Annotated in this window: 19 protein-coding genes; 3 read left to right on the top strand and 16 right to left on the bottom strand. The window is 56.3% G+C overall.

Going from position 1 to position 25,553, the window contains the following annotated elements:
* The first annotated feature begins 673 nt into the window (after positions 1 to 673).
* The gene (locus AC3Y2E_RS21750) at positions 674 to 2,104 is read left to right on the top strand and encodes an extracellular solute-binding protein (RefSeq protein WP_379214052.1); all 1,431 of its coding nucleotides are present in this window, start codon (positions 674 to 676) and stop codon (positions 2,102 to 2,104) included.
* Between the two features lie 77 nt (positions 2,105 to 2,181).
* On the opposite strand, the gene AC3Y2E_RS21745 is transcribed toward AC3Y2E_RS21750, so the two are convergent.
* The 6 genes from AC3Y2E_RS21745 to AC3Y2E_RS21720 all read right to left on the bottom strand — a co-directional run bounded on the left by AC3Y2E_RS21745 (position 2,182) and on the right by AC3Y2E_RS21720 (position 10,817).
* Positions 2,182 to 4,623 carry a carbohydrate binding domain-containing protein gene (locus AC3Y2E_RS21745; protein ID WP_379214049.1) on the bottom strand — a complete coding sequence of 814 codons (2,442 nt, stop codon included), beginning with the start codon at positions 4,621 to 4,623 and terminating at the stop codon, positions 2,182 to 2,184.
* 815 nt (positions 4,624 to 5,438) lie between these two features.
* Complete coding sequence (gene ltrA / locus AC3Y2E_RS21740) at positions 5,439 to 6,734, bottom strand: group II intron reverse transcriptase/maturase (protein WP_379214047.1); 1,296 nt, start codon at positions 6,732 to 6,734, stop codon at positions 5,439 to 5,441.
* Positions 6,735 to 7,649: 915 nt separating this feature from the next.
* Positions 7,650 to 8,342, bottom strand: a complete 693-nt coding sequence (locus tag AC3Y2E_RS21735) for a 3'-5' exonuclease (protein WP_379214045.1) — start codon at positions 8,340 to 8,342, stop codon at positions 7,650 to 7,652.
* On the bottom strand, positions 8,339 to 9,130 hold the full coding sequence (locus AC3Y2E_RS21730; protein WP_379214043.1) for an endonuclease/exonuclease/phosphatase family protein: 792 nt from the start codon (positions 9,128 to 9,130) through the stop codon (positions 8,339 to 8,341). The genes AC3Y2E_RS21735 and AC3Y2E_RS21730 overlap by 4 nt, the downstream gene beginning before the upstream one ends.
* A 55-nt stretch (positions 9,131 to 9,185) precedes the next feature.
* Positions 9,186 to 9,926 carry an AAA family ATPase gene (locus AC3Y2E_RS21725; protein WP_379214041.1) on the bottom strand — a complete coding sequence of 247 codons (741 nt, stop codon included), beginning with the start codon at positions 9,924 to 9,926 and terminating at the stop codon, positions 9,186 to 9,188.
* A gap of 72 nt (positions 9,927 to 9,998) precedes the next feature.
* Positions 9,999 to 10,817 (bottom strand): hypothetical protein, encoded by an 819-nt coding sequence (locus AC3Y2E_RS21720; RefSeq protein ID WP_379214038.1) that lies wholly within the window; start codon positions 10,815 to 10,817, stop codon positions 9,999 to 10,001.
* 262 nt (positions 10,818 to 11,079) lie between these two features.
* Here AC3Y2E_RS21720 and gluQRS point away from each other — a divergent pair, with 262 nt between their 5' ends.
* Positions 11,080 to 12,051 carry a tRNA glutamyl-Q(34) synthetase GluQRS gene (gene gluQRS, locus AC3Y2E_RS21715; protein WP_379214036.1) on the top strand — a complete coding sequence of 324 codons (972 nt, stop codon included), beginning with the start codon at positions 11,080 to 11,082 and terminating at the stop codon, positions 12,049 to 12,051.
* Positions 12,052 to 12,280: 229 nt separating this feature from the next.
* Here the strand turns inward: gluQRS and AC3Y2E_RS21710 are convergent, their stop codons facing one another.
* The 8 genes from AC3Y2E_RS21710 to AC3Y2E_RS21675 form a co-directional block, all read right to left on the bottom strand.
* Positions 12,281 to 13,819: an N-acyl-D-amino-acid deacylase family protein gene (locus AC3Y2E_RS21710; RefSeq protein ID WP_379214034.1), complete on the bottom strand. Its 1,539-nt coding sequence runs from the start codon at positions 13,817 to 13,819 to the stop codon at positions 12,281 to 12,283.
* Between the two features lie 109 nt (positions 13,820 to 13,928).
* Positions 13,929 to 14,630 (bottom strand): HAD family hydrolase, encoded by a 702-nt coding sequence (locus tag AC3Y2E_RS21705; protein ID WP_379214032.1) that lies wholly within the window; start codon positions 14,628 to 14,630, stop codon positions 13,929 to 13,931.
* A 155-nt stretch (positions 14,631 to 14,785) separates the two neighbouring features.
* The gene (nagA, locus tag AC3Y2E_RS21700; RefSeq protein ID WP_379214030.1) at positions 14,786 to 15,955 is read right to left on the bottom strand and encodes an N-acetylglucosamine-6-phosphate deacetylase; all 1,170 of its coding nucleotides are present in this window, start codon (positions 15,953 to 15,955) and stop codon (positions 14,786 to 14,788) included.
* 2 nt (positions 15,956 to 15,957) lie between these two features.
* Entirely contained in the window at positions 15,958 to 16,737 is a 780-nt protein-coding gene (locus AC3Y2E_RS21695) for a DeoR/GlpR family DNA-binding transcription regulator (RefSeq protein WP_379214027.1), read from the bottom strand.
* Positions 16,738 to 16,799: 62 nt separating this feature from the next.
* Complete coding sequence (locus AC3Y2E_RS21690) at positions 16,800 to 18,101, bottom strand: carbohydrate kinase family protein (RefSeq protein ID WP_379214025.1); 1,302 nt, start codon at positions 18,099 to 18,101, stop codon at positions 16,800 to 16,802.
* Positions 18,001 to 19,188 (bottom strand): Gfo/Idh/MocA family protein, encoded by a 1,188-nt coding sequence (locus tag AC3Y2E_RS21685; protein WP_379214023.1) that lies wholly within the window; start codon positions 19,186 to 19,188, stop codon positions 18,001 to 18,003. The genes AC3Y2E_RS21690 and AC3Y2E_RS21685 overlap by 101 nt, the downstream gene beginning before the upstream one ends.
* 429 nt (positions 19,189 to 19,617) lie before the next feature.
* Positions 19,618 to 20,391, bottom strand: coding sequence for a glutamate racemase (gene murI / locus AC3Y2E_RS21680; protein ID WP_332073770.1), 774 nt, complete (start codon positions 20,389 to 20,391; stop codon positions 19,618 to 19,620).
* A gap of 35 nt (positions 20,392 to 20,426) precedes the next feature.
* A complete protein-coding gene (locus AC3Y2E_RS21675; protein ID WP_379214021.1) occupies positions 20,427 to 20,801 on the bottom strand; it encodes a hypothetical protein in 375 nt (124 codons plus the stop codon).
* A 350-nt stretch (positions 20,802 to 21,151) separates the two neighbouring features.
* Here AC3Y2E_RS21675 and AC3Y2E_RS21670 point away from each other — a divergent pair, with 350 nt between their 5' ends.
* Entirely contained in the window at positions 21,152 to 21,745 is a 594-nt protein-coding gene (locus AC3Y2E_RS21670) for a hypothetical protein (RefSeq protein ID WP_332073768.1), read from the top strand.
* A 212-nt stretch (positions 21,746 to 21,957) separates the two neighbouring features.
* Here AC3Y2E_RS21670 and hrpB read toward each other — a convergent pair whose 3' ends face one another.
* Both hrpB and AC3Y2E_RS21660 read right to left on the bottom strand, forming a co-directional pair.
* The gene (gene hrpB, locus AC3Y2E_RS21665) at positions 21,958 to 24,486 is read right to left on the bottom strand and encodes an ATP-dependent helicase HrpB (protein ID WP_379214018.1); all 2,529 of its coding nucleotides are present in this window, start codon (positions 24,484 to 24,486) and stop codon (positions 21,958 to 21,960) included.
* 187 nt (positions 24,487 to 24,673) lie between these two features.
* Positions 24,674 to 25,477, bottom strand: coding sequence for a phosphotransferase family protein (locus tag AC3Y2E_RS21660; protein ID WP_379214016.1), 804 nt, complete (start codon positions 25,475 to 25,477; stop codon positions 24,674 to 24,676).
* Positions 25,478 to 25,553: the final 76 nt, after the last annotated feature.

Raw genomic sequence — 25,553 nt, 5'->3', positions numbered from 1 at the left:
TGCGATGGACCAACCCTACGGCTTCTCTTACACGGTAGCCGTGTGGGCTTGCTGGATATTGAATTTGAGCTTGGCGGAAGCGGTCATTCGAAGAAAATCGCTAGCCGGTTAGTATGCGAGCTGGTTTTCACCCGTACCACCGCGACGCGCAAGAACCGTTGACTCTAACAGAGAACCCGCCATTTCTGAAACAAGGAAATGGCGGGTTCTCTGTTAGACTACTGCGGAATGCCGATGAACACGTTCGTGTCACGAGGTCGTTCCGGTCAAGTCCGTGCCGTCCGGCACGGTGCACGATCCATCCTTCTTCGAGACGAGCGCTGCGTCGTTCTGTCCTTTGTTCGAAAGCACCTTCGCTGCAGAGCCGGCCAGCGATGTATCGGACTGGCACAGCAGAAACGTGTTGTCGTTAATATAAATCTGTTCTTTGCAGATGCGTTCTGATTACAGATTCCGGCCTGGTTGGCAGCAGTTCGAACGTGCCGCAACGGGAGCGGGATTTTATCATCCACGGCAATAGCGGAAGGGTCGCGCCCCAATTCTCACCCCGATTATGGAAATACAAGGTTCCTTCTCAAAAATCTCCGCAGAGTCTTCCGCGTTTGCGGCCGGTTGATATCTTCTCGCGGTCCAAGGTGGTATACTGGGTAAAAAAGCTTGGGAGCGAAGCAACTTGCTGAAAAAACGAAACGAATTCGAGGAACGCATAGGCCGGCTGCGGAGCGACTTGTGGGCGGAAATTCGGGAGGACCGCCTTGCTCCAGGCGACTTCCTGCTGTCCGAACGGATGCTCAGTCAGAAGTACAACTTAAGCCATATTTCGGTTCGGAAGGTGTTAGCCGAGCTCGAGGAAGCGGGCCTCGTTGAGAAAATGCCGGGAAAAGGCACGAAAGTAAAAGCCCGTTTGCCCGAAAAGGTTCAGAAGACGCTGCGTGCAGCCAGTTACGGCGATTCGCACGAAAATCCGATCATCAGGAGCCTACTGAAATCATATACGGAGCTACATCCGGAAGTTGCAATCGACTTTACAGCTATACCGGCTGGTGCCTATTTGGACACCGTTTTCGACGCACTGGAGAAAAACTGTTCCTCCTTCGATGTGCTGTTTTTGTCCGATCTGCACTTTCGGACGCTTGTGGAGCGGGGATTGGAGGGATCGCTCCAGTCTTGGGAGTCGTCGAAGGAGGAGCTCTTCGACCACTTATATCCGCAAACGTTACGCATGTTCCGAAACACGGAACAGAAAGCGATTCCTTTTGCGTTTTCCCCGGTAGTGTATTGCTACAATAAGAAGCTGGTGTGCGAAGACGAGCTGAACGCGCTGTCGACTTGGCCGGGCCTATTGGAGGTGGCCAAACGCCATACGATCAAAGACGAGGCCGGCAACATACAGCAATACGGCTTCGGTTTCTCAATTTCGAACCACCGTTGGCCATTGTATCTGCTTCAGAACGAAGGCGGCTTCGTGTCCGGGGACGGACGGCGTTCCCGACTTTCGGACCCGAAGACTGTGGAGGCGTTCCAATTTTGTCTCGACTTGATGTACGAGGTCCAAGCGTCTCCGATTTTTGTGCAGGGCAGTACCCGATTTGCGGAAAGCTTGTTTCTTAAAGAGAAGGTCGCTTTTTTGCTGACGACCTACTACTTTATGAACGAATTTGCGTCCAGCGAACTGGTGTGGGATATCGTACCCGTCATCCCTTCCGGCGTTCAAGCCGCCACGCTTATGATCGGCACAGGAATCGCCGTCCCTTCCGACTCCGAGCACAAGGAGGAAGCCGCGAGACTGATCCGCTACTTGACGAGTAAACCCGCGCAAGAAACGTTGAAGCTCCGCGGGAACACCATTCCCGCGAACCGCGATGCAGCCGAGGACCAGTCGCTGCTTCAATCTTCTGTGCATCCGTCAAGGTATCCGTTATTCGAGAAGTTGCTACCCTACGTCCATTCCCTCTTGGAGCTGGAGATGAGCCCCAGCGAGATGGGAAGACTGCAAGAGGAGCTTTTTCTGATGTGGATGAATATGGAGAAGCCGCACGATGCTTGCAGGCGCATCGAGCGGGACTGGCTGATTGAAGCGAAAGGACTGACGGTGCAGGACTAAACTTCGTGTTAAGAAACATACAACCGCCGCCTCCCGAAATAATCGCGCGGGAACCGGTGGTTGTTGTTCATTCGACATCAGTTGACGTATCGCTTCAAATTCGTGCCGGTAATGTAATACAAATTGCCGAAATCGTCCTCCGTCAATCGAGCTGCTCCCGTGCTTAAAATGGTGACGACATTTTTAGACGAGTCGATCCGGAACAAGTATTTGTTCTTGATAGTACCGAATACGATGCCGGACTTCGTCAGTAGCAGCTTTGCGTCCCGCCATACATGCCCGGAGCCGTAGTTGACATCCGAAAACTTTTGTTGGAAGTACTCGAAGGTGTTCGTAGCCGGATTAAAGACGAACAAATACCCTTCCGCCATCCCCCAAAGCTTGTTGTCAGGTCCGACGATCAAGGAGGAGATTGCATCCAACCCGCTAACAGGCAGGTTGTAAGACACCGTCGTCTCGGATGCGACATCATACACGAAAAACTTGGCAGCTATTTCCGTCGGAGTGGAGCCCAAACCTCCCCATATAGAGGTTCCGCCGTATACTTTCCCGTTCAAGTAAGAAAGCGCAGTCACGCTCTGATTGTTGATTATGTTTTTCTTTACGGTCTTGGCGCCTGTAGTCAGATCGTAAACGATCAGCGCCCCTTGAAGCTGGCCGTAGTTGGCTACGGAACCAACGAATATTTTATTCCCGCCAGCTGTCAGAGCGACCGGACGGCTTTGCTGATCGTCTTTCGAATCCAACAGTTTAACCGGATTGCCTAAGCTTGTGTTCCAGGGGACTAACGGATCGTATTCGTACAATCTGGCGTCAGGATAAACCGCGAAATACATTTTTCCGTTCAGACTCAACATATTTTCCGTTTGCATGACCCCATCGTACTGAACGTCCAGATCGTCCCGCAGGGGTGAATAGACGCCGGTTCCCCCTGTGAGATACCCACTGCTATAAATTTTGCTGTCGGGTCCCGTGCCGATCTCTTCCAGCGTGACTGGGGTTTCGGGCGTATTGAGACTAATCTTTTTTAAATTTCCATTATGGATATTGTATTTGAACATTTGCGTCTGCCCAGAAACCGTTCCGATGCCGATCAAGGTAGAGCCAGGCCAATTAGTCTGATCCGACAAGACAGCAAACCCGAGTCGCACCGGCGTGAGGTTCGTGCTTTTATTCAGCGACGCATACGTTTTGGCGGCCAAATCGTAGACATGGATCACCCCGGCGCTTGTGTAATAAATTTTGCCGTTCAGCTCCGGGGAAATGCCCAAAGTTCCGACGTTAGGCACGACGGCGTCGACGGCAAGCGTCGCCTTATCGAGGACAAGCATTTGATTGCTCGGGGTCAACCTTGCGAATATTTTGCCTCCCTCGACATTTACGTTGTTTACGAACTCCTCGTTTGCATAAGCCGCCGGCAATATATCCGTCTTAGTACCGGTAGCGTTGTCGAATTTCACTAGATGCGCATGCGATCCGATACCGAGATAAGTTACATCGTCGACTTCGTCGTAATCCAAACCTTGAAGATACTCCTCGTTCCCCCAGATCGGCTTGCTGCCAAGCTGCATAAAGCCTCCCCCCGTCGTACCGGGGTAATACCGAAAAAAGCCCGCATCCGGAAAGGTTCCACCGTACACCCGGCCTCCGATGCCTGCGGTCAAGCTGCGGATATGCGAGGCACCGGCGAAAGGTGGCCCGATTTCGACTGCCGCCGAAGCTCCGGGCGAGTAAGAGTAAAGTTTTCCTCCGTAAAACGTGCCTGCGTATATTTTCCCATCGGTCGCCGTCGCTGCCGCCCATCCGCCAGACGCTCCCTGCAGTGCATAGGATGCGATTACCGTTTCCGCATTCATATCGATTTTGGCCAGCTTCGCATCCATGACCCCGTTCGCGCCGTCCATCACGGCATAGAGATGATGCGCATCGGCGCCAATTCCGAACGTCGCCGCATGAGCCACCGAATTCGTTACTTGTTCACCGAGATCGCTGAATTCCGGGGATACGAATACATCGTCCCAATATACAGTACCGGTATTTCCCTCGTTGGAATACAGCAGTGCGCTAACATAAGCGGTATTGGCGGGAGCGGTCGCTTTTACTTTGATCGTCGTCCAGTCGTTTTGAGGGCTGCTTTTGCCTACGAATGCAGAGGACAGCACCGCTTTGGAGCTGTTGTGGAAACGAATATATAAGTTTGCGCTTCCGCTTTTCACATAAACTCTGGCCATGGCGGCATAGTTTTGACCGGCGGTCGCCGCCAAGTAGCCGCTCTGAATACCAACCTGCTGGGTGCTGCTGGCATCCGTCAGTTTCGCGCTCTTCGTTCCCGTATAAGAATGGTCGGTACTTGCCGTAATACCCGTCGTTCCATATACCTGCGTCCAGCCGTTCAAATCGTTCTCGAAGCTGTAGTTCGTCACCAGTAGGTCGGCAGCCGAGGTCCGAGTGCCGGGAATCATCACAGCCAGCAGAGCGAGGATCAACGCCATGGCTTTCCAACTTGCACGTACTCTCATCTTGTCATCACCTTCCGATAAGGAATAAGGATATTCTTGCTTCCTCTATCTCTCGAGCGAGTATCGCAGCATCACCTCTCTTAAATAATTTATACAGATATATAGCAGTAATTTATAGGTATTTAAAAAGATCATATCTGTTCTCGTCCAGGGTGTCAAGACACCCGTTTCAAATAATAAGAACCCTCCACCGGGATGGTTCAAGGAGGTTTTTCCGAATAGGCCTCCAACCTTGCAATAATGATTTTTCACCTGAACTTGCTCGCATTCCTTGATTGCACGTTATTTCCCGTAAAATAAAAGGTCCCCGTTACGCCCTGCATATAAAGGCAGTGCGGGGTCGCAAGATGGAGGTCAAGGACGCCGAATGGATTGCCAAGTTGGCGGTATCGCTGGTTCTTGTGCCGGCAGGCCGTTTGTTCCGCATGACGCCAAGCAGAAATGGCCTGTCTTTCGGTTACGAAAGCAGGAGCGATTTCGTTGGCCGATTTCCACGCCACTTCGTAAATGAGTCCGTCCGTGCGGCCCGAAAACATCTTGCTTGAGAGCAGGTTGTGTGTTCGCACAAAATAGGGTACAAACCGCTCCTATTCGGTTCCTTCCCCGTTTGAAGCAGGGCAAAATATCCAAACGGTCACGAAAAACTTCTTGCAGCATTTGCCGACTCGATAAGCAAGGGGAGTCCTTTTCACTTTACCACGGTAAAGAGCTTACATTATCTGCTTTTTAAACGTAATCGAGTAGGCCCATGAATAAATTCATGGGCCTCTCACAGAACCAGGACGTGCGGGTCAACGCATCCGGTTCCTCCACGGTTATCCCCGCTGGGGATGTTGAATATTGTAGATATCCACCAAGCTACATAGGCCGATTTCTTCAAACCACTGGTTTGGCATAGCGTAGTGCGCATGTTTGCATTTCGAGTTTCGCCAGGCAGTCATTCGGATGTTTGTAAGTTCACCCTTCCAGCCCCGCCTGCGCATCTCTCGTAACAGCTTTCGCCCTGTTCTCCAGCTCCGCATCTGTACCATCCTGAGCCTTCGCCTTATCCACGCGTCCAGTTGTTCGAACAGCGTTTTGCTGTCTCCGCCGCTGTAGTAATTTCCCCATCCCCTGACATACGGATTGAGTACTCTCTTTATCAGTTTACTCACTTGGATCGTCTGGTTCCTCCGCGTAATCTCCTTTGTCCGTTCCTTGAATTTCTTGATGGCTTTTGAGGATGGTGTTACCCAACCACCCGGCTTGAACGCATGACCCAAGAATATAAACGTCTCTTCACGGGCATTCACGATCTTCGTTTTCTCCGGATGTACTTTTAACCCCAGTTCTTCCTCCAAGTATCGGACAATGGATTTGAGTACTCGCTCCGCTCCCTTTCGCGTTCTGCAGCATACGACGAAATCGTCGGCGTAGCGCGTCATGCGGTGACCTCTTTCCTCCATGAGCTTATCCAGCGGATGCAAATATATGTTCGCCAATAGCGGACTACACACACCCCCTTGAGGGCTCCCGACGTCGCTCTCATGTACAACGCCATTTTCCAACACGCCTGCCTTCAGGAAGCTTTCGAGCATTTTAAGCACACTGCCATCCACGACTTCTTCCCTCACTTCCTTCAGCAGTCGTTCGTGCGGGATCGTGTCGAAATACGATTTGAGATCGGCATCAATCACATAGCTATACCCCTCCAGCAAGTCCTTGCGGATGGTGTTTATCGCCATGTGCGCACTGCGCCCCGGGCGGAATCCATAGCTACGTTCCCTGAACTTCGCTTCGAAGATCGGCTCCAGTATGCGTTTTACTGCTGCTTGCGCGATACGGTCAACCACTGTGGGTATGCCTAATGGTCTCTGGCTGCCATCGTTCTTTTCGATGTATACGCGCCGTACCGGCTTCGGGATGTAACACTTGGTTTGCAGGGCGGTTTGAAGGACTCTTAAGTTGTCCTCCAACTTCGACTCGTATGCCTTTATGGTCACTTTGTCCACGCCCGGCGCCCCCTTGTTCGCCTTGACCTCTTTAAAGGCAGCGTTCAGGTTCGACATCGCCCAGATTTTGTCCATCAGGCTGTACCACTTGCGTCGCTTGGTTCCTTCTACTTCTTCCACACGTAAGCTCCTCTGCGCTGGCTTCTCTCCAAGTGCTCGGTTCTCTTCCGTTCCGCTTCTTCGCTTTCATTAGCCTGACTTACCGGCATTTCCGCGTTCGCGGTTCGTACTCCGCCTCAGACGGCCTACTCTTCTGTTCGGCCCCGGTTCTTCGCGCTTCTTGGCTCCCCGGCTTCTGTCTGATCACTTGTCTCTTCTCCACGTTCGCTAGCTTCTCTTCCACGGTTCCAGGCTTCGCGTCAAGTCCCCGCCTTTTGAGTCGAGGCTTGCACCGACAACTCAAGTGCCGGTTCACCCGCCATTGCGGCTTTTCCTGCGGGCTTTCTCACTACTATCCCTTCTTATGACTGCTCGCCATCCATAGCCTCGGTCTTGGCCTTCGCGGCCTTGATCATGGTTTACTGCTTACGCAGGGACGGCAGGGCTCTCCTTGGGTCACGTCAATCGACTTTCTCCCGAATCCAGTCCTCTTAACTTCCGAGAACAGGGGTGGTATCGGATGTTCTCTTCTTTTGCAGAGTTATCCGTTCTCGTCAGCCATTCTGGTTTCAGCCGCCTGTTCCGGGGTTTGCCTTCAGGCCCTCCGCACGCTTCCTTTCGGACAACGCACTGCCTGTCAGCTATGCACTTCCGCCACCTCGCGGTATGCTCGGGACTTTCACCCTTTAGTCGATGCGCTGCCAAGCGCACAAAAGCCTTTACCCGTTTTTCAGGTAAAGGCCGATCCGCCCGACAATTCGAGCGATAAAGTGAAGATCAACACCGGAATGTCCGTCCTGGTTCGGAACAACGAACCGCTTCCCGCGAAATCGTGTCCCTTAGGAGTCACACCTTAGGGAAATACCCACCCGGCCAAGGCCAGAGGCTGCCGATCCGCCGCCGAACCGACAGCCGTTATCCGATAGCCTGTGGCTGTTAGCCGTTGCCGGATCCATTCATATCTGTCGTATAGAGAGGCGGAAGCCGGAACCTTCTGACCGTTAGCCCCCGGGTCAGGTCGAGCTCGTCCAGGCCGCGTTCCCGGTACTCGTCAAGAATCCGGAGCAGAATCCGGCCGATCAGGACGCTGTCGCCCAACGCGTCATGCCGGGGAACGTCATCGGCGTCGATACGGTAATAGTTCAGCAGGAAATCCGTAGAGACGACGGCATCGATCTCGGGATGAATATGGGTAAACATCGCTTTCGTATCAATAACCGGATTACCGGCCATGGACAAGCCGCTCATGCCGCACTGTTTTTGCAGCAGATTCATATCGTATTCATAACCCGCCTGGGTGACAAGAACGGCGTCCTCCGCAAAACGAACAAAATCCGCATACACTTCCGGAAACCCGGGCGCACGAGCCATATCGGCGTTCGTTATACCGGTAAGACGTTCGATTGCGGGAGGAATCGGCTTCGGCGAGCGGACGAGCGAAGAGAAGCGGCCTCCTTCCGGTATCGTCCCCCGTTCGATTCGAATCGCGCCGATCTGTGTAATATATTCCTTCGTATAATCGATGCCCGTTCCTTCCAGATCAAAAACGCAATAGGTCCGGTCTTTCAGCCCGCTGATCCGAAGTCCGTCCACCCGGTATAAGTCGGAAGAAAGAAACGTCACATTCATCGGCCCTTCACCTCTTCGGTCTCTTCAGATTCTTCGTCCGCCCTGTCCGCAAACTCCAGATCCGCGACAATCGGCAAATGATCGGAAGCCGTTCCCGGGATCGTGTACGTCCGTATCGTCCGCATATGGCCGCTGGCCAGAATATAATCGATCTTCCGGTCCGGCTGATCCGCAGGGAACGTATGTGCCGCATCCGCCCGGACCGCCGTCCAGCTGTCTGGGAACGCCGAGAATAGCGGGGCAAGCTCCGGCGCATCCGGTCGCGCGTTAAAATCGCCAAGCACCAGCACAGGGTCCGTGTGGACGCCGGCGAGCTGGAGCATTTCCCGGATCTGCATCCAGCGGATCGCCGGATCAGTGCGATAATCCAGGTGGGTGACGTACACGCGCAGCTGCCTTTCGGCCGCGCCGAGCACCGCCTCAAGCAGCCCCGGCTTCGGCTCCGGCAGAGCGGTCACTTCCTGGGTCGACAGACGCGTCAGCTGATGATTGGCCGTCTTCCGGATCGGCAGCCGGCTGAGCAGAGCGACTCCGAACTGGCGCTCCTCCTTCCGGCCTTCAGAAGGCGGCAATACGTAGATCGGGGCAAAATAAACCGACATGCCCAGCCGATCTGCGAGACGGTCCGCCATATGCTCGAACCGGCTCCGCTGGCCAAAGTGAACGTCAACCTCCTGCAGTCCGACGATATCCGCATCCGCCTGCGCGATCGTCCTAACGATCCGCTCCAGGTCGTATAGACCGTCCATCCCGATTCCGCCGTGCACATTATAGCTCATGACCCGCATGTGATCCCGCACTCTCCTTTTCCCTAATCTCGATCTGCTTGTATCGCCAACGGTTCTATTCTTCGAACAGAAGGCGAAAGTATCTCTCCCGGTTGTTCAAAAAGTCGCGCGTCAGCCGGTAATGTTCGGTTTGTTCGTAATCGATGTCGGCAACCGAACGATCCGTAAAATGCAGTAGCCTCGCTCCCGGAAACGACAACAAAATCGGAGAATGCGTAGCGATAATAAACTGTCCCCGGTCTACGCTGGCCAGCTCCCATATAATCCTCATAAAAGCGAGCTGGTTTTGCGGCGACAAGGCCGACTCCGGCTCGTCCAGCACATAAAGTCCCCTGCCGGTCATCCGGTTTTCGAAAAAGGTGAGAAAACCTTGACCGTGCGATCGTTCGTTGAGCGATTTCCCTCCATACGGTTCGTACGCTCTGGAGCCGAACGGCTCCTTGGACAATTCGTCGATATAAGCCGCAAACGTATCAAACGTCTCTGCGCGGAAATAAAAGCCGCTAGTCACCTTCGGCTGCCAGATCAGCTTCAGGATCGACGACAGCGACAAATCGTCCTTCTCCTTGCCGATAACCAGGTCCTTCCCGCCAACTACGCTGAAGCCGCAAGCGGCGCCGATCGCCTCCAGCAGCGTCGACTTGCCGGAACCGTTGTCCCCGACAAAAAACGTAACATTAGACGGAAAGTCCAACTCGCTCAAGGATCGGATCGCAGGCAGGTCGAAAGGAAATCCGCGTTTCTCGCTTTCTTCCAGCCGGTCCCAGTCTAAGACGATACGTTTCAAAAAAGGCATGACGAACCTCCATTCCACAAGCTTCCAGTTGTTTTGTATCTACCGAGAGGAGTAGACGGCGTTCCGATTCCTTCAGCGGTTTCCGTCTGATCGGCTCGATTTTCTATCTTGTATCCGGCTTTCCACCGTTTTGTCATTCTGGTTAGAAATTATCGTTCCGTGCTTGGACTCCAAGGCGGCAATGTCCCGGTATGCCATTTCTTTCGTATTTCCCCACTTCGTCCATGGAGTTTTATCCAGTGTATAGTGCCGGTAATACTTCACCGGGTGTATGGAACCGGGCGCATAGTTGTAGGTCCCCATATTAACCGGATCTGTGACGATTTCTCCGCTCTCCGCATTATACACGGCCTCGAACCGGCCGTCCGCCGAGACGAACTTCACGTTATAGGCACCGTTTAAGCCGCCAAAATCGTACTTGTGGTACTTCGCGCTAAAGAGCCTCCATTCCCCTTCGGCGGCAAGCGTAATCATATCTTCCAGTTTGACCGGTGCATTGCTGTATGCGTTCAGCGTATTTCTAAAATAGTGCAGCTCTTCCGAAATTCGGCCTATTTTTCTAACCATACGGTCGAAGGTTTCAAAGTAACGTTTGAAGTTTTTATGTTGACGCAAAGCGTCGGGGTCGTTTTTCAAGTCGTCCATCATTTGGGCGGCAACGGCCTGTGCGGCCATTTTCCCGGAACGATCGAACAAGTACCATTCGCGGTGTTCCTCTTTGATTTGTTCGAACCTGACATCGAGTTCATCAAAATACCAGTCCGACAAAAATTCCGTTTGACCGCCGATTGCAGCAGGGGTTATCTCGAAATTCCGGATCGTCGCGCCGCAGCTGATCGTTACCAGGATCAGCAATACCGCCAAAGTCCTAAGCGAGCTTTTTTTAATCATCGTTCCCTCTCGTTACTCGTTATCGTGAACCGGTTATGCTCAGGTACAGTCGTGCCGGACCCTGGAGCAAATGAGTGCGGAGCTGAGCTTGACTGCACATATGACGCGAGGTATGCTCAAACTATTATATCAAACTAGCGTATCTCTCGATCTGTGTATAAACTTTCAAGCGTTCTGATTCGTATATCTGGGCCGACTGAAGATCGGGCAGCAGCAGCGATCCGGCCGATTATTCCTATCGATGAATGAAGGTGACGAGACATTGAGACGTGGACGCTTCGCCCCGACTCCATCCGGCCTTATGCATATCGGGAATGCCCGCACCGCGCTGCTGGCCTGGCTGCAGATGCGGGCCGCAGGCGGACAATTCGTGCTGCGGATGGAGGATATCGACAAACCGCGTTCCCGGCCCGAGCTGGCCAGCGCCATCCTGAGCGACCTGCGCTGGCTTGGCCTCGATTGGGATGAAGGACCGGGCAACGGCGGACCGCACGGACCGTACGAGCAAAGCCTTCGCGAGGAGCTGTACGAGCAGGCGGTGGAGCGGCTGGAGCGCGGCGGCTGGTTGTACCCGTGCACGTGCAGCCGCGCGGAGCTGGCGGCGATCGCCAGCGCGCCGCACGGTCTGGACTCGGAAGGCCCGGCCTACCCGGGCATATGCCGCCAGCGGACTGGGGAAGAACGCGAAGCGAGAGCCGCGCTCAAACCGCCCTCTCTCCGCTTCGCCCTGCCGGACGAACCGGTCGATTTCGCCGATGCGATCGCCGGGCCTCGCTTCTATCCGCCCGGCGCCGGAGGCGATTTCGTCGTGAAGCGGGCTGACGGCATATTCAGTTACCAGCTCGCCGTCGTCGTAGACGACGCGGCTATGGGCATCACCGATGTGCTGCGGGGAGACGATCTGCTCGATTCCACGCCTCGACAATTGTTGTTATACGAGGCATTGGGCTGGACCGCGCCGAATTTCGCCCATGTTCCCTTGCTGTTCGGACCGGACGGCCGCAGGCTGGCCAAGCGGGACGATACGATGGTGATCGCACGCATGCGATCGGCCGGCATTCCGCCCGAGCGGCTCGTCGGTTGGCTGGCCTTCTGGAGCGGACTTGTCGACCGGCCGGAACCGGTCAAACCGGCCGAGTTAATACCCGGCTTCGATCTCGCCAAAGTGCCTAGCGAGCCGGTTACCGTAATGGACCATGCGATCCTGAAGCTATGGGATGCGTCGAGGTGCTGACGGTCCGTATGAACCTGCAGCTGCACCAGAAGGCATGAAGACGAAGACAACGGCACGGACGAATTAGGCATCCTGTTGTGCCATTATACGGATTGCCCGTAAAGCGGGCAACCGTCAGAAGCTCCGAATACCGGACCCGCCGGCATTCGGAGCTTTTTTGAAGGATTGACCGATCGGGGCTATCCCAGCAGATGACGGTAACTCCATACTTATTGGCGTTCCTCCCGAATCAGCTGCCGATCACTTGCCCCGGCAACGCTCCGGTCACCGCTCCGTTCCGGACGACAAATGTTCCGGCCACCAGCACATGAGCGATGCCTTCCGGAGCCACACGCGGGTTCTCGAACGTAGCGTCGCTGCGAATGACGGCCGGGTCGAAGACGACCAGGTCGGCGGCTTTGCCGGTCGCCAGTCTCCCCCGGTCATGCAAGCCGAATCGTTCCGCGGGATACCCGGACATTTTCCGGACCGCCTCTTCCATAGTGAGCCAGCCTTTCTCCCTGACGAACGAGCCGAGAATGCGCGGATACGTGCCGTACCCCCGCGGGTGAGGCGAGCCGCTGACAAAGATCCCGTCGGTCGACACCATATGGCGGGGATGCTTGTAAGTGTGCTCCAGAAACGGCTCGCGGACCGGGTCCCAGTGATAAATGAACAACGCCTGCAAATCCGATTCCAGCAGCATGTCGCAGATCAGCTCCGGCAGCGGCATACCGGTCTGTTTAACTATATCCGCCAGCATCATGCCGATATACGGCTTATACCGTTCTGCCTTTACAGTAGCGCAGCGAAGCCGCTCGGGAGGGAACGCTTCGCTTAAATAGCCGGACATCCGCTCGCGGTCCCGGCCGCTGGCCAGCCGTTCCTTGACCTGCGACGGCGAACCGGCCTGCGCCCACGGCGGCAAATAATAGAGCAGGTGCGTACAACCCGCAGGATACGGGTACATATCGAAAGAAAGATCGACCCCTTCGGCTTCCGCCCGCCGGACGTTTCTCGCTTGGACGTCGTCCACCGTAAAGTGCGAGATATGAACCGGAATGCCCGCCCGCTTGCCGATCTCGATCGTTTCGTCCGTTCCGAACGGGGTATGGCCGGAATTGCCGCGCTGATGGGCAACATACACGCCACCGTACTCTGCCGTCACCTTGGACAGCTCCACCAGCTCCCGCAGATCCGCATGGACTGTCGGCTCATATTCAAGTCCGGTGCAAAACGACTTGGCGCCCGCTTCCATCCATTCTTTCACCAGCTTTTTCATTTCGGCCAGCTGACCGTCGTCCGCCGTCGCGGTCGACCAGCCCATGACCGACGCCCGGATCGCCCCGTGCGGCACTTGCAGCGCCAGATGGCTCGGAAGCTTCCCGGCGAACAGCGACAAAAACTCGGAAACCGTCGCCCCGCCCCATTCGGCCGGCGTATCGCCGTAAAACACTTCCAAATATTGACGCATCTCTTCCCGAAGCGATCCGTCCAAATGGCTCCAGGAGAAGCCGTCGGGGGCGATCAACTGCGTCGTTACCCCTTGACGGATGCCTGCCCACCGGTCCGGTCCGCCTACGAGCTCCTTCTCGGAATGAACATGTACGTCGATAAACCCCGGCGCTATCGCACAACCTCGCGCATCGAGCCGCTCCGCCGCCTGAATCCCTGCCGTATCCCCTACCGCGACAATTTTCCCCTGATCTACAGCTATGCCGCCCGCATATTGACGGCTGCCGGTTCCGTCGATAAGAATCCCGTTTTCAATCAGCAATTCACACTCCACAACCCATTCCTCCCCGTTACTGAAACTGTAGATCGGGATGTCTTCTCATGCTGCTTGATATGCTGGCCGGCTGAAAGCCGGCGTCACGCCTGAACTGCTGTTGCCCGGCTTACTCCAGTTGTCCGGCAACCGCTTGCATAACCTGCATCGGCCGTACCAGCTGCGGGCAGTCATAAGTTTTCTCCCGCATCGACTCCGGCAAGTACCATACGGCCTGACAAGCTCTCATTCCGGTACGGCTCGCTCCGTTTAATTCGTCGGACCCCCCGTCGCCGATAAATAGACACTGCTCCGGCTTGACGTTCAGCCGCTCACACGCCAGCCGGTAAATCGCCGGATCGGGCTTGGCGTATCCAACCTCGTAAGAGAACAGAACGGTGTCGAAATAGGGGGCCAGTCCGCTCGTCTGCCAACCGCGTACTTCCTCCTCCGTACAGTTGCTGACGAGTCCGGTCGCGATCCCTTCGCGCTTCAGCTTGTCCAGCAGGGCGATCACATCAGGATCGATACCGGTGAAAGCGGCCTTCTTCTCCGCAACTCGCTGCTCGTACATCTCCTGCATAACTTGCTCGTTAATCGCTACGTGCTGCCCCTCCAGAATATGTCTCATCACAGCCTTGTAATCGGCGAACTCACCCGTCATTCTCCCGCGGTGCCTGGCGCCCCATTCCCTTCGGTAAACGTCGTGCTCCAGCCCGAGCCGGGCCGCGTCGTTCCGGCCTGTCCGGTCGATCTTCCGGACGCCTCCTTCATACTCGGAGATGAGTGTTTCGAACAGATCGAACAACACCGCTACTGTATTCCCTATCACGCCCGTCACCGCCTATTCCGGAATTTGTCAGCTTCATTATCTCAAACCGGTCTGCGGAATGCACCAATTATTTCAAAAAAAACGCCAGGGAACCGTGTCCCCTGACGCTTATCGTGAGCATATCTATATCGGACAATGGAGGCTCGCAGATCGGATTACCTCGCCCCAGACTCGTAAACGAACCGGCCGCCGACCATCGTCCAGACGACGCCAAACCGCTCGTCCAGCAGCGCGAGATCGGCATCGGCCCCTGGCGCTATGATGCCTTTGTTAGTCAGACCAAGGATGACGGCCGGTGTCCGGGACGCCATCGCGACGGCGTCGTGCAGCGGGATGCCGAGCTGTACCGTGTTGCGCAGCGCCTCGTTCATCGTCACCGTGCTGGAGGCGAGCGTTCCGTCCTGCAGCGTAGCGACGCCGCCGGCAACCGTCACTTCATGACCGCCGAACGTATAGGTGCCGTCTCCCAATCCCATCGCCTGCAAGGCGTCGGTGATCAGCACGACTCCTTCCGGGCCTTTGACCCGGTGCATGAGCCGTACGACCGCCGGATGCAGATGAACGTTGTCCACGATCGCCTGCAAACTGACGTGCGGCTGATCGAACGCTGCGGCGACAAGCCCCGGATCGCGGTGATGAATCGGCCGCATCCCGTTGAAACAGTGGGTTACGTGGCTCGCCCCGCGGCGAAACGCCTCGCTCGCTTCGTCATAGGTGGCGTCGGAGTGGGCGAGCGCCACGACGATGCCGCGGCGGTGAAGCTCCGCTACCATCTCCATGCCGCCCGGCAGCTCCGGCGCGACGGTCACCATTTTCATCATACCGTCCGCATGGCCGATTATCCGCTCCATTTCCGCCATATCGGGGTGGCGCAGAAACGCTTCGTTTTGCATGCCTTTGCGCTTAACGTTTAAGTAAGGTCCTTCCGCATGGATGCCGGCAATCCGGGCTCCCGGCTCATGACCGGTTACCTCCTTGACCTTATCGATCATGTTCAGCAAATCTTCGAGGCTCGAACTGACCGAGGTCGCCAAAAAGGAAGTGCAGCCCGCAGCCGCGCAAGCCGAGGACACCTCCTCGACGCTGCGTTTCGTGCCATCCATCATGTCGTAACCGGACGCTCCGTGAATATGCACATCAATCATGCCCGGAATGAGGAGCAGCCCGTTGCCGTCTGTCCGTTCCGTCCCGTCCTCCCCGTTGAATGAATCCGAGGGACCCTCCACCACGGAAACGATATGCCCGTTCTCGATAAGAACGGACCCGCATTCCAGGATGGCGGACTCCATAGCGATCCGCACGTTCGTAATCCATCGTCTGTTCATCGTCACTTGGCCCCTCCCCCTTCCGGAGCAGCCACGACCAGTTCTACCCCGCCGGATACGGCTGCTTCTGCAATATGCGGCGGAGGAGCTTGATCCGTAACGATGCGGTGCACGTCAAGGAGAGCGGCGAACGAATGCAGGTACCGTTCTCCGAACTTGCTCGCATCGGTTACGATGTTAATACACGACGACCTTCGCATCGCATGACGCTTCAGCTCGGCCTCGAACGAATTGGAATTGCTGAATCCGTGCTCCACCGTAATGCCCGTCGTGCCGAGAAACACTTGATCGAACGCCATCGAGCCGAGCGTACCGATCGCGATCGGTCCGACCATCGAGCCGGTCTTCTCGAGCAGCATGCCTCCGGCTACGATCGTATGAATGCCTTTGTCCAGCAGGACGGACGCCACGTTCAGCGCATTCGTCACTACCGTTACCGAGCTGTCCGGCCGCATATGCCTCGCGATCTGCAGCGTTGTCGTGCCGGCGTCGATAAATACCGCCTGCCCCGGCAGGATCAGCTCCGCAGACGTTTGGCCGACGCGGATCTTCTCGTCGGTGTGCACCGTATCGCGCTCCTTCAGCGATACGTCAAGCGTCAGCGGAATCGCTCCACCGAACGTTCGGCGCACAAGGCCGATCTGCTCAAGCTTCTCCAGATCGCGGCGGATCGTCATCTCGGTGACGGCATACTTTTCTTTCAGATCGCTTATTTTTACTTCGCCATCCCTTTGGATCGCGTTCCAAATTTCGTTTTGCCGTTCGTTTAAGTTCGGACGCATGGATGCTGCTTCACTCCGTCAGGCCGGTCCGCCAAGAACCGGTTATTGTCGCTTCACCCTTATTATAGCGAACTTTCACGGCGTCTGTCATTCGGTCCAGCCCACAGCCCGTGCGCCGGCTCGATCGCCCACCCGTCGAGCGTCAGCTCCACAGGCCGCCGCTGCCAGCCGGCGTCGATCCGCGCCTTCACTTCCGGCCACGGCACGATGCCGCCGCATGCGTCCAAAGCTTCCACGCTGCAAGCTCCTACGGCTGTCGCCGCCGTCATCGCCGATTCGATCGGCAGCCCGTTCAGCAGGCCGCAGATCATACCGGCAATCGTACAGTCTCCCGCTCCGGTCGTACCGACCACGGTCGCCTGGAAGCACGGGGACAACAGTTCCCTTCCCGCCCATGCGGCAGGATCGCTCAAGCGGCACGCTCCGAATTGCTGCAATCGTTCGGCGCTGCCGGATGTCCGGACATAGAGCCCTTCCTCGCCCAGCTTAATCCCGACGACTGCGGCCCCCATGCCAAGCAGTCGCTCCGAAATGGACGACAGCGACGCCGCGTTCATCTCCAGCTCCCCGCCGCCGCTATCCGCTCCTTCTACCATAAACACGATCTCTTCCCAGCTCGGCATGAACAAGTCCACATGAGGAAGAATCCGCCGCAGGATCGAGCTCCAGTCCACCTTGCCGGCCGGTGAATCCGGGTCGGGGCGGGACATATCCAGCGATATGGTCAATCCTGTCGCCCTTACCTTCGCAAGCAGCTTCTCCAGTTCTCTTCCGTCGTCCTCATACATTCTCTTCATCAGCGGTGGATAGCCAAAATGGAACAGTCGGGCACCCTCCAGCTTATCCGGCGGCACATCTTCCGCAGTAAACGTATCGTTGGTTCCCGGACAATGGAGGAAGATCCGGTCCGAGCCCCGCGGGCTGATTACCACGCTGTAAGAGCTCTGCTCGCCAACGCTGACGATCATCCCATCGGTAACGCTCTCCCCATGCTCCCGCAACGTCTCCAGAATGAGGCGGCCAAACGGGTCGTCGCCCACCTTGCCCATCAGACCGGTCCGGATGCCGAGCCGGTTCAAGGCGAGCCCGGAGTTGGCTACCGTCCCTCCTGTCGAGATAACCGCTTCCCCTACATTAACAAGAGCTCCGGGTATGCTGATTGAGGCCAGCCCGGCATTGCCCATGTCGGGAATCATATCGAGGCATATGTGCCCGGCTACGATCGCTTCGAAGGATGAAGCCCCGTTTGGAGCTGCAAACCCTTTATCCCGCTGATTGTCCGGCTGCTTCAAGTGAATCCCTCCCGCCGATGTACACCGTCTGACCGGTGCGATCCGATTCCAGCGCGGCTGTGAACAACTCATGGCTTTCCGCCGCCTCCTCCGGGGTGGCGCAATAGAGCGGCTGCTTCATCCCGCCGCGGTTAACGAGCTCATCGCAAAACGCCGACCACATCTGCAAAATCGAGTCCGAGAATCCGAATTCGAAAATCCCTCCGGTAATCGTCGGGTATGCCGATTGGTAAGGAACGTCCAGTTCGTGCCAAGCCTGCTCGCCGCCCGGTTGATAAGGAAGAGAACGGATCTGCTTCGGATTTTTCGTCGAATACTCGGCGGACAGCTCGGTTCCGTTAATGCGGATGAACCACGTATTTGCGTGGCCAGGCGCGATCCGTTTCATCGACAATACCATCGGAAAACGCTGGTCTTCCGTTTTTACATCGCATGCCAGAATCGCATTATCCCACGTTTCGCAAGGCGCAGACCCGCCCTTGCCGTCGGGACGCGTCTCGACCACTTTTTGCAGAAGGGCACGGACGCTGTTCGGACGCCAGCCGAAGCGCAAGGGCAAGTGCAGGACGTGCATGCCCAGGTCGCCCATACAGCCGTATTCTCCGTTGGTCGCGATGCGGCGCTTCCAGTTGATCACCTTTAACGGATCGAGATCGCTGCTGTGCCAGAAGCCCGCTTCCACCTCGATGATTTTGCCGAACCGGCCCTCCCTTACCCATTGTCCGATCCGGTATGCTCCCGGGAAGAAAGGAAACTCCGAGGAACAGCGGACGAGGACGTCCGGTCGCGCCGCCATCTCGGCTACAATTCTCCGGTTCGCTTCGCGGTCGATTCCGAACGGCTTCTCTCCAAGCAGATGTTTGCCTGAACGAATAATATCGATGTAGAGATCGGCATGCAGGTTATGCGGAACGGCACAATATACGGCATCGACATCCGGATCGGCGAGCAGTTCCCGGTAATCCGAATATGCTTTCGTGACGCTCGGAACGAGCTCCCGGAACCACTTCGTCGCTTCCGGATTGGCGTCGCAGACGGCCGTAATCCGCGGCTCGTACTCGACGCCCGTCAGATGGCACCAGCGGGCGGCCGCGCTTGCAAACTCTTTGCCCATCAAACCGCAGCCGATAACCCCGAAACGTATAATCGTCTTCGTCATATCCGGCACGCTCCCTTCCACTCGCTCGAATCCCGGGCCGCGGTGCAGCATAAACCTTCCCGGACAAATAAACCATTCTTTTTCAATTGTATAGACATAGTAACCTCCTGGAAGAAGAATCCACAAATAAAAAACGGCTTCCTTCTTTAATGTTCGTTATTAACATATATAATGTTATATTCAAACATTAATTTTGTCTAGATTAAATTCAATAAACCCGAAAAGCCGCCCGGAGAAGACAGGCGGCTTTAAACTGAATAAGCGAATAATAAACGGATTCATCCATATAACGATATAGAAGCAGCCCTTATTGGTTTATAGCCGCCATGTACAAAAAACCCCCGCATTCCACCTCGGAGATGCGGGGGTAAGGCTGCCGGCTGCCGGTTAAAACCTGCGCGGATACGGATGGGAACCGCAGGCCGCCAGTCAGGTCAGCCTTCTGAAGCAGCGCTCCAGGCGGTTTCGTTCTTCTTCCGTTCCTTTGGAAGACAGGAAGACGATGTCCTGCGACTCTCCGTTCGTCCGGTCCGGCAGAACGTCCAGCCCCAGCACACGGATTAATTGATTAACGGTCCCGGCATTGCCGTCCATCAGCGTTACATGACTCGGAACGAGCGCTTCGATCGCTTGCCGAAAAAAGACGAAATGCGTACACCCGAGCACGATCGCTCCATACTGCTCCATATCGAAACCGGACAGCTGCTGCTGCAAATAACGGCGAACTTCCGGCCCGTCGAAAACACCATCTTCGGCAAACTGGACCAGTCCGGGCAGCCCGAGCGGATCGACCCGGCCCTGCGCCTCCAAAGTTCCCAGCAGCTTTTGAAATTTGTCCTCTTTCAAGGTCAAAGGCGTCGCCGTCACCAAAACTTTTGCTCCGGAATCGCGTACAAGCTGCAAAGCCGGTTTTACGGCCGGCTCCATCCCTATAACCGGAAACGCGTAACGTTTGCGCAGGTCGTCGACTGCCGCGCTCGTCGCCGTGTTGCAGGCGATCACGATCGCCCGGACGTCGTCCGTCCGTAAAATGTCGTCGATGCACGCTCTTACGAAACCGAACACTTCTTCTTTCGTATGAATCCCATAAGGGACGTTTTTCGTGTCCGCATAGTACAAATAAGATTCCGCAGGAAGCTTGCGCCGTGCTTCGTGGAGTACGGTAAGCCCTCCAACGCCGGAATCGAAAAAAACGATTTTCATGACGGTTCCTCGCTTTTAAACTAAAGGTAAGACGTTTACCGGTCGCCGCGATCTTCCCGGTTCTTCCAGCCTCCGTCGGGAAATATGTCGGAGCCCAGCGTCGGCTCGTAGACGCTCTCTGTGCGCCACGGCTTGCGGGCGGTTTTTTTCGGACGCTCCTGCCGGATCGTGACCGCTTGCGCGTAGGCCAGACTCTCGAGCAGCGATTTGCCCGCTCCCGCTTCCGCTGCCCGGTGATGCCCGGCGTCCGGACGATCGCCCGCCCTATTGGACGGCGCCGATGCGGCCGCTCTGCGAATCTCCTTGAGACGGGCTTGCAGCAGTTCGATTTCTTTCGTCCAATCGGAGGGCTGGGAAGCTTCTCTGGACGCAGCATGCTCTGAGCCGACCGGGTTGATTCGATCGTTCATATGGACCACCGCCCGTTTTCAATTGGAGTGCAAGTCTACCTTAGCTTATGAGTTTACTCGATGATGCAGACTACCCTTTACTATATCATGAAATCGTCGTTCATGGCCTTACATTTCGCAAGCCGCTTGTTCCGTCATCTTAGAAGACAACCCGCTTTTTCCAGCCTGTAAGCGCATCCTTATACAGTTTCTTACTTGATTTTCATGCTCCGGCTACGAGTCGACCGCAGACAGCAGGCCGAGTCCGTCCCCGACCTGAGTCCAGATGGATTTCCGTCAATAGTCCGTTTTGCAAAACCGGTCACTCTCATACAATGAATACAACAAAGAATTAAGAGGTGCGATAATCGATGCAGGACAAGAAGAGATTGTACATTCTTCTGAGCGATACCGGAACTTGGTTTTCCCGGCTGATCAAATCCTATACCAAGGAGCCGTTTAATCACGCTTCGCTGGCGTTTGACGCCGAGCTCCGGGATGTATTCAGCTTTGGCCGGAAATATGAATCGAATCCGTTTCTCGGCGGGTTCGTCAAAGAGAACATACGCAGCCCGCTATTCCTCGACGAACAGCGCAATACGACGTGTGCCGTGTACGTATGCGAAGTAAGTCCAGAAGCGTACGAACGGATCCGCGAGTCCGTCCTCGAGCTGGAGAAGCGTGGAGATGATTATAAATATAACGCCTTGGGACTGCTCGGGGTCGTATTCAACATCAAGCTTAACCGGGACAACGCTTACTTCTGCTCCCAGTTCGTATCCGAGATGTTTCGCGCCGGCGGGGTGTCGCTGGTACCGAAATGCCCGGAGTTCACCACGCCGGGGGATCTGGGCAGCTCCGAACACGTCCGGCTGATTTACACCGGAAGCTTGCGGGATTACGCTTCCCTGAAAGACTGGGGAGAAGTTGCCGCAGACAGCCCTGAATGGATTCCGGCAGGATGAATGCGATGAATGCATCCTCGCGGTTCCGTTTGACGATTCGCTGCTCGCCGCATCCGGACATGCGAACCGGCATTATGGAAGCTCTTGTATTCCCGTACGACCCAAAAAATCGGCCCTCTCTGCCGGGAGAGCCGATTCGTTATGTTCGAATAAATATCCGTTGCCACGGGCATAACAGGAAAACCGGGCTTTCCCGGCGCTGCGCCGCGTTTCTACGTTTTGGGACGCACACGGTTCGTCGGAACGGCCGACATCGGATCGTCTGGCCAATAATGTTTCGGATAGCGGCCCTTTAAATCTTTTTTCACCTCAAAATATGTTTCCCTCCAAAAGCTGGACAAATCCCGCGTCACCTGCACGGGCCGCTGGGCGGGCGACAGCAGATGAATCGTCACCGCTACTCTCCCGCCCGCGATACGGGGCGTATCGGTCAGGCCGAACATCTCCTGAAGCCGCGCGGACAAAAAAGGCGCTTCCGGATCTCCGTAATCGATCGGCAGACGCGAGCCGCTCGGGACGATCAAGTGAGTCGGTGCCAGCTCGTCCATTTTCCTCCGCTTCTCCCAAGGCAGCACCGCTTCGAACACGGCGGCCAAGTTCAGCCGCTGCAATTCGCTGCGGCTCCGGATTCCTTCCAGGTGAGGCGCCAGCCATTCCGGCAGCGACTCCGCCAGCGCTTCGTCCGACAAGTCCGGCCAAGCTTCGTCGTGCCGTCTGAGGAACAGAATTCGCTGCTGCAAAGCTCTTGCCGTCTTCGTCCAAGGCAAAATGCCTAATCCCTCGATCCGGACCCCTTCGAGCATCGCGCGAACCGTTTCTTCCGAATCGGGTCCGGACTGAGGAGCATCGCTCAGCACGAGCGCCCCGAGCCGTTTCCTGACGCGGGATCGCACCGCTTGTACGGTCTGGTCCCATGCTACGACAGACTCATCGGCGATATCCTCTCCGAACCGCTGCAGCAGCTCGGTTAGCTGTACGGGCGCCGCCAGTTGAATCCGGCTCTCCGGTCCTTTATCGTCCAGCTCGGCCGCCACGATGTACGAAGCATTCGATAGTTCCTGAACTTCGGCAAAAGCGGCGCCTCTACCGCTGCTGAGCACATATTTCCCCCCTCCCCGGCTTTGGCCGATCCGGTCGGGATAAGCGAGCGCGAGCAGCAGACCGCACGCGTCGCTGTCGATTCGTCCGCGTCCGGTTATGCCAAGCGCCCGGCTCCAGTTGTCCGCCTCTGCAAGCGCTCGTTTGACGGCCGCATAATCGGCCTGCAGACCGAACAGGGCCATCGCCTCATCCGGCTTGCCGCCGTTTCTCGCCCGCTCCAGAGCGTCCAGCCGGAGCCGGAGATCGGCCGACGCCGTGCCGCTTGCCCCTCTGCGGAACAAGTCCCGTTCGTGCAAAAGCGCGGCAAGGGCGCACGCGGTAGACCCGAGGCCGAGCGACATCGCGCGGATCGTCATATGGGCGAGACGGGGATGCAGACCGGCTTCCGACATTCTTCTGCCATGAGCGGTAATCGCCCCGTTGCGGTCCAGCGCGCCGAATTGGGCGAGCAGCTCGCAAGCTTGCCGGTAAGCGGCCGCCGGCGGTTCGCTCAGCCAGCTCAGTTCCCGGGGGTCAATCGTCCCCCATTCGGCGAGATCCAGCGCCAGCTGGGCGAGGTCGGCCTGTTCGATTTCCGGAACGCGATGCGGGTCGAAGTATAGTTCCTCCTGCTCCGTCCACAGCCGGTAACAGACGCCCGGACTAAGCCGCCCCGCTCTTCCCCGCCTCTGGTCGGCCGAATCTTTCGATACGCGTACCGTTTCCAGCCTGGACATTCCCGTTTGCGGCGAAAACCTCGGAACCCGCATTAGACCACCGTCAATGACGAGACGCGTCCCTTCGATCGTCAAGCTCGTTTCGGCGATGGAGGTGGACAGCACGATTTTACGAACGCCGGGCTTCCCCGGAGCAATCGCCCGATCCTGGGCTTCCTGCGGCAAATTGCCGTGAAGCGGCAGTACCGTCACAGCCGAATCCAGACGCTGCTGCCCGAGCAGCTGCTCGACTCTGCGGATTTCTCCGGCTCCCGGCAAAAAGACCAGCAGATCACCGGACTCCTCCGCCATCGCGCGCAATACCGTGCGTACTACAAGCTCCTCCAGTCTGCCTTCCGGTTTACGGTTCAAATATTCGGTTCGTACCGGGTAGACGCGCCCTTCGCTTGCGAGGACCGGCGCATCGCCGAGCAGCGTCGCGACCGGCCGGGCGTCGATCGTCGCAGACATGACGAGCAGCCGCAGATCTTCCCGAAACAAAGCGCGGGTCTGCAAGCATAAGGCGAGTCCAAGGTCCGCCTGCAGGCTCCGTTCATGAAATTCATCGAAAATAACGAGCCCGACCCCGGCAAGCGACGGGTCCGACTGCAGCATCCGGGTTAATACCCCTTCGGTAATGACCTCGATCCGCGTCCCGGGTCCGACGCGGGTATCCATTCTCACCCGGTAGCCTACCGTGCGCCCGACCGGCTCGCCCAATGAGGCGGCCATGTAAGCCGCCGCCGATCTGGCCGCGATTCGTCTCGGCTCCAGCATAAGAATCCGCTTGCCCTTCAGCCACGCCGGACCGGCTTCCAGCAAAGCTAACGGCACGCGGGTCGTCTTGCCCGCTCCCGGCAAAGCGACCAGCACGGCGCTTGCTCGTTCATTCAATTGTGTTATAACGTCCGGCAGTACCGATTCGATTGGCAGTCGTGCGGTCAACGTGTTCTCCCCCATCTATGTGCAAGCGGCAGCTACGTATTCCTCTTCTTAACTTCCATCAGTATACGGGAGCGGATCGTTCGGCGGCAAGCCGGCTATCGTGCTGGCCATGCCTCTCGGGCGGGTACCCCTTCCCGGTGCTCGTTCTTTCCTTGTTATCTCGAATCAATCAGGATCTTCCCGCATCTTATCGATAGCCGGCAAGTCCGCTGTGAAACGCTTCGGAATCTTCATGCTCCAGTCCGAACAACGCTTCCTGCAAAGCAAAAGTGCCGCGATAAAACGTGATACGATCCATCATCCCGTCGATTTCCGGATATACGGCCGCCGCAAATTGGAGAAATTGTTCTCCATAGGAGGCCAGCAGCGCCGCACAGTCTACAGCCGGATCGCCGATCCCTGCCGAACCGAAATCGATAATGCCGCTGATCCGCCGTTTATCGGAATCGTATAATATATTCGAAGTGCCGAAATCGCCATGCACGGCCGCCAGGCGAATCTCGAAGTTCTTCTTCTCGCCAAGATATCCCGTAAAGTGACGGTCCGTCCATAGCCTCGCCTCCGGCTTCATATACCGATACAGCTTCGTTCGAATGCGATCATAAAGCTCCGACCATTCCGAATAGAGGTTATCGTCACTTCTCCCATCGTTCATTTCTTCCGTTTCTATCCCATGCAACGCTTTTAAAAACCCGCCCAATTGACCCGCTAATTGCCGCCATCCCCGCTCATCCAAATCCGACATCAAAACCTCCGCTTCAAGCGGCTTGCCGGACAGTTTCCGGTATCCGATAAAGGCGCGTCCCGGTTCTAGCGAAGCAAAGCTGGAATAGATCGGACGTGGCACTTCGATCGGCACCCGGCCCGCGATCCGGTTCAAAAATGCCGCTTCCCGCTTCAGCTGTCGAATTCCTTCCGCATATTTCGGAAAGCGGAATATCATCTGTGAATTGACCAGCACAATGTCGCTGTTTTGCCCGGAACCGAACACTTCTACGGACTCCAGGCTCAGTCCGGGACAATGGTTTCGGATCGCTTCCGAGTATAGTTTCGTCTCTATCTTTATA

Source organism: Paenibacillus sp. MAH-35, from assembly GCF_058135425.1.
This window is presented reverse-complemented; position numbering and strand designations above follow the sequence as displayed.

Bases quoted from the DNA above. Each gene is read 5' to 3' on its own strand.
- AC3Y2E_RS21735 (WP_379214045.1), bottom strand. From the start codon at position 8,342: ATGAATGTGACGTTTCTTTCTTCCGACTTATACCGGGTGGACGGACTT.
- nagA (WP_379214030.1), bottom strand. From the start codon at position 15,955: ATGAACAGACGATGGATTACGAACGTGCGGATCGCTATGGAGTCCGCC.
- AC3Y2E_RS21675 (WP_379214021.1), bottom strand. From the start codon at position 20,801: ATGAACGATCGAATCAACCCGGTCGGCTCAGAGCATGCTGCGTCCAGA.
- AC3Y2E_RS21725 (WP_379214041.1), bottom strand. From the start codon at position 9,926: ATGCCTTTTTTGAAACGTATCGTCTTAGACTGGGACCGGCTGGAAGAA.
- AC3Y2E_RS21720 (WP_379214038.1), bottom strand. From the start codon at position 10,817: ATGATTAAAAAAAGCTCGCTTAGGACTTTGGCGGTATTGCTGATCCTG.
- AC3Y2E_RS21730 (WP_379214043.1), bottom strand. From the start codon at position 9,130: ATGCGGGTCATGAGCTATAATGTGCACGGCGGAATCGGGATGGACGGT.
- AC3Y2E_RS21695 (WP_379214027.1), bottom strand. From the start codon at position 16,737: ATGCGTCCGAACTTAAACGAACGGCAAAACGAAATTTGGAACGCGATC.
- AC3Y2E_RS21685 (WP_379214023.1), bottom strand. From the start codon at position 19,188: ATGACGAAGACGATTATACGTTTCGGGGTTATCGGCTGCGGTTTGATG.
- murI (WP_332073770.1), bottom strand. From the start codon at position 20,391: ATGAAAATCGTTTTTTTCGATTCCGGCGTTGGAGGGCTTACCGTACTC.
- AC3Y2E_RS21690 (WP_379214025.1), bottom strand. From the start codon at position 18,101: ATGAGTTGTTCACAGCCGCGCTGGAATCGGATCGCACCGGTCAGACGG.
- AC3Y2E_RS21745 (WP_379214049.1), bottom strand. From the start codon at position 4,623: ATGAGAGTACGTGCAAGTTGGAAAGCCATGGCGTTGATCCTCGCTCTG.
- AC3Y2E_RS21670 (WP_332073768.1), top strand. From the start codon at position 21,152: ATGCAGGACAAGAAGAGATTGTACATTCTTCTGAGCGATACCGGAACT.